Origin of the sequence: Promicromonospora kroppenstedtii DSM 19349 (assembly GCF_000515355.1) — a bacterium.
GTDB classification, from domain to species: Bacteria; Actinomycetota; Actinomycetes; order Actinomycetales; family Cellulomonadaceae; genus Promicromonospora; species Promicromonospora kroppenstedtii.
In genome coordinates this window covers 82,602-86,258 of the sequence record NZ_KI911641.1, presented here as the reverse complement: position 1 = coordinate 86,258, position 3,657 = coordinate 82,602, and the positions used below count along the sequence as shown (strand labels likewise).

Here is a 3,657-nt window from a genome sequence, read left to right as displayed (position 1 = left end):
CCGCCCGACCTTCCTCCGGAGCTCTCGGCCTGGCGCTCCCCTGCGGCCCGGCTCCCGCCGGGCATGGCCCGCTACGAGCACGAGCAGCTCGTCCTGGCCGGTCACCTCCTCGGCCGGGACGATCTCGCGAGCCTCGCCGCCCTGCTCGGCGGCGCGGACCCGGAGCCGGCCGTCCCCGCAACCCTGACGGCCCGCTTCTACGCCCTTCCGGACGACGCCCCTGACGACGACGTCGCGGCGCTCGCCGGCGAGCTGGTGGCGCACCTCCGGGCGGTGCTGGCGCGGCTGACCGACGTGCCGCCGGTCGACGCGCGGGCCGCGGCCCTGCTGGACGAGCTGGCCGAGCAGACGCTCCGCCCCGTGCAGCGTGACGTCCTGCGCCGGGTCCAGCGGCGACTGGCACGGTTCGGCACGGTGTGACCCGGGTCACTCGGCCAGGTATTGAGTCCGACGCGGCGTCGGGGTCTGGACTCGGGGGTGACGCACCCACCGAGAGCGAGGACCTGCCATGACCACCACGCCGGACCCGACCACCGCGCCGGACCTCATCGCCGTCGAAGACCTCTTCGGCCTGCCCACCCGTAGCCGCGCCGTGCTGTCCCCGGACGGTACCCAGGTCGCCTACCTGGCGCCGTGGCGCGACCGGCTCAACGTCTTCGTCCGCGACCTGGACTCCGACTGGGCGACGCCCGACGACGGGCACGGGCACATGAACGACCCGGCCGGTGCCCGCCGGATCACCGCAGACGCCCGGCGGAACATCGACAGCTTCTTCTGGTCCGCCGACGGGCGCTACCTGCTGTTCCTGCAAGACACGGATGGCGACGAGAACTGGCACCTGCACCGCGCGGACCCCACCCGTCCCGACGAGCCCGTCGTGGACCTGACGCCGTTCCCGGGCGTGCGCCTGCTCCAGGCGCAGCTCTCGCCGGAGCGGCCGCGTGGCGCCGTCGTCCAGCTCAACCTGCGCCGGCCCGACCTGGCCGACGTCTTCGAGCTCGACCTGGCGACCGCCGAGCTGACCACCGTCGCGGAGAACCCCGGCGACGTCGTCGGCTGGCTGCACACCGCCGACCGGCTGCTGGCGCTCACCACGGAGAAGGGCGGCGACCACGTGCTCTCGCGGTGGGACCGGGGCGAGCGGCAACCGATCGCGCGGTTCTCCGGCACCGACCACCCGTTCGGGCTCCAGCCGGCCGTGCCCACCCCGGACGGCACCGGGCTGTGGACCGGCTCCTCGCGCGGGTCGGACCGTACGCGCCTGGTCCGCGTCGACCTGGACACGGGCGAGCAGGCCGGGGTGGACAGCCACTTCACGTTCGACCTGGACACGCCCCGCCCCGAGGCCGACCCACGCTTCCCGTCCTCGCTGATCCTGCACCCCGGCACCGGGAACCTGCTGGGCGTCCGCTACCTCGGGGAGCGGCAGGAGATCCACGCCCTCGACGAGCGTTTCGCCGAGGTCCTCCCACGGCTGGCCGAGCTGTCCGACGGCGACCTGGCCCACGTGTCCTGCGACACCACGGCGCGGCTCTGGGTGGTGGACTTCACCCACGACCGGAACCCCGGCGTCACCTGGTTCTACGACCACGCCACCGGGGCGTCGCGCCGGCTGTTCCGCCCGTTCCCGCACCTCGACCCCACCACGCTCGCCCCGGTCACGCCCGTCACCCTCACCGCCCGCGACGGCCTCGACCTGCCCTGCCACGTCACCCTGCCGGTCGGCGTGAAGCCCCGCCGGCTGCCGACCGTGCTGCTGGTGCACGGCGGGCCGTGGTACCGCGACAGCTGGACCTTCGACCCCGAGGTCCAGCTCCTGGCCAACCGCGGCTACGCGGTGCTGCAGGTCAACTTCCGCGGCTCCACCGGATACGGCAACGCCCATACCCAGGCCGCGATCGGCCAGTTCGCGGGCCGTATGCACGACGACCTGATCGACGCCCTCGACCAGGCGGTCGAACAGGGCTGGGCCGACCCCGACCGGGTGGCGATCTACGGCAGCTCCTACGGCGGCTACGCGGCGCTGGTCGGCGCGGCGTTCACCCCGGACCGGTTCGCCGCGGCCGTCAGCTACACCGGCATGTCCGACCTGGTCGACCTCGTGGAGTCGGTGGTGCCGTTCGCTCGGCGCAGCGTCGAGAACAGCTACCTGCGGTACATCGGCGACCCGGAGAACCCGGACCAGCGAGCCGACATGCTCGCCCGCTCACCGATCAGCCGGGTCGACGACATCACCGCCCCGGTGCTGCTGGTCCACGGCGCCAACGACGTCCGCGTCGACCGCAGGCACTCCGACCGCGTGGCGCAGGCGCTCCGCTCGCGGGGCGCGGAGGTCGAGTACCTGCTCAACGAGCGGGAGGGCCACTGGTTCATCAACCCGGACAGCAACATCGAGCTGTACCGCACGCTCGAGCGCTTTCTCGCCCGGCACCTGGGCGGGATCACGCACACCTGACGAACTCGTGAGATATTCATTTTCCAGACATTGTGGTTGGTGGGTGAAATCTCCTATAAAGGTAGCGATCGGGTCACAACTGGAGTGCCCCGACCCACCTTCAGGGAGCTGCCCACATGAAGCAACGCCTGTTGAGCATCGTCGCCACCATCGCGGCGACCACCCTTGCCACCGTCGGGCTCGTGACGACACCGGCCGAACCGTCGTACGCCGCCGGGGAGTCCTACGTCGCCCTCGGCGACTCCTACTCCTCGGGCACCGGCACCAGGTCCTACATCGCCGACGGCACCGAGTGCCTGCGCTCCACCTACGCCTACGCCAGCCTGACCGCCGCGGCCAGGGGCTACAGCCTCAACTTCCGGGCGTGCTCGGGAGCCGTGGTCGCCGACGTGACGAGCACCCAGCTCAGCGCGCTGGGCACGGGCACGAGGCACGTCACGATCTCGGTGGGCGGCAACGACGCCGGCTTCGCCGACGTGCTCACCGAGTGCGCCCTGCCGGCGTGGGCCAGCGACTGCGCCGGCGCGGTCGGCGCCGCGCGCACCTTCATCTCCGGCACCCTCCCGGGCCGGCTCAACACGCTCTACGCCGCCATCCGGACGCGGGCCCCGAGCGCGAAGGTGGTCGTCGTCGGCTACCCGAAGATCTTCATGGGCGAGGACTGCAACGTGGCCACCTTCTTCAGCCCGGAGGACGAGACGGCGCTGAACAACGCCGTCGTGCTCATCAACTCGGTCACCCAGACGGCCGCCTCCGCCCGCGGGTTCACCTTCGTCAACCCCGTCAGCCGGTTCACCGGCCACGCCGTGTGCGACTCGACCGAGTGGATCAACGGCTTCTCCAACCCCGTCCAGGAGTCCTACCACCCGAACCGGCTCGGTCACGCCAACGGCTACCTGCCGCTCGTCAGCGGCGTGCTGACCGGCGCGAGCGTCGCGGCGACGAGCACGGTTCTGGCCAGGGCGGAGGACGGCGCCGCGGAGCAGGCCGAGCTCCAGCAGAAGTACGCCGCCGCCGACCGCGGGATCAAGCCGAAGCTCTTCCAGCCCCCGACCAAGGCCCGCCTGGAGGAGCTGGCGAGGGAGCGGGACGTCGACTTCGACGCCTGGTGGGCCCGGGAGCGGTCGTCGGACCGAGGCCACTGAACCGAGCCGCTGACCCGGGGCCGCGCGGCACGACCGTCCACGTGCGCGCGGCCCCCG

2 protein-coding genes and 1 pseudogene are annotated in these 3,657 nt (G+C 72.4%); all 3 read left to right on the top strand.

Annotation, left to right across the window (positions count from 1 at the left end):
- A pseudogene (locus PROKR_RS08230) lies at positions 1-420 on the top strand (MerR family transcriptional regulator); the annotation flags it as partial.
- Positions 421-508: 88 nt separating this feature from the next.
- Positions 509-2,455, top strand: coding sequence for a S9 family peptidase (locus PROKR_RS08225; protein WP_036961784.1), 1,947 nt, complete (start codon positions 509-511; stop codon positions 2,453-2,455).
- A 116-nt stretch (positions 2,456-2,571) separates the two neighbouring features.
- Positions 2,572-3,600, top strand: coding sequence for an SGNH/GDSL hydrolase family protein (locus tag PROKR_RS08220; RefSeq protein WP_036961781.1), 1,029 nt, complete (start codon positions 2,572-2,574; stop codon positions 3,598-3,600).
- Positions 3,601-3,657: the final 57 nt, after the last annotated feature.

Excerpts from the sequence above, each read along its gene's own strand:
- PROKR_RS08225 (WP_036961784.1), top strand. The coding sequence starts at position 509 with ATGACCACCACGCCGGACCCGACCACCGCGCCGGACCTCATCGCCGTC.
- PROKR_RS08220 (WP_036961781.1), top strand. The coding sequence starts at position 2,572 with ATGAAGCAACGCCTGTTGAGCATCGTCGCCACCATCGCGGCGACCACC.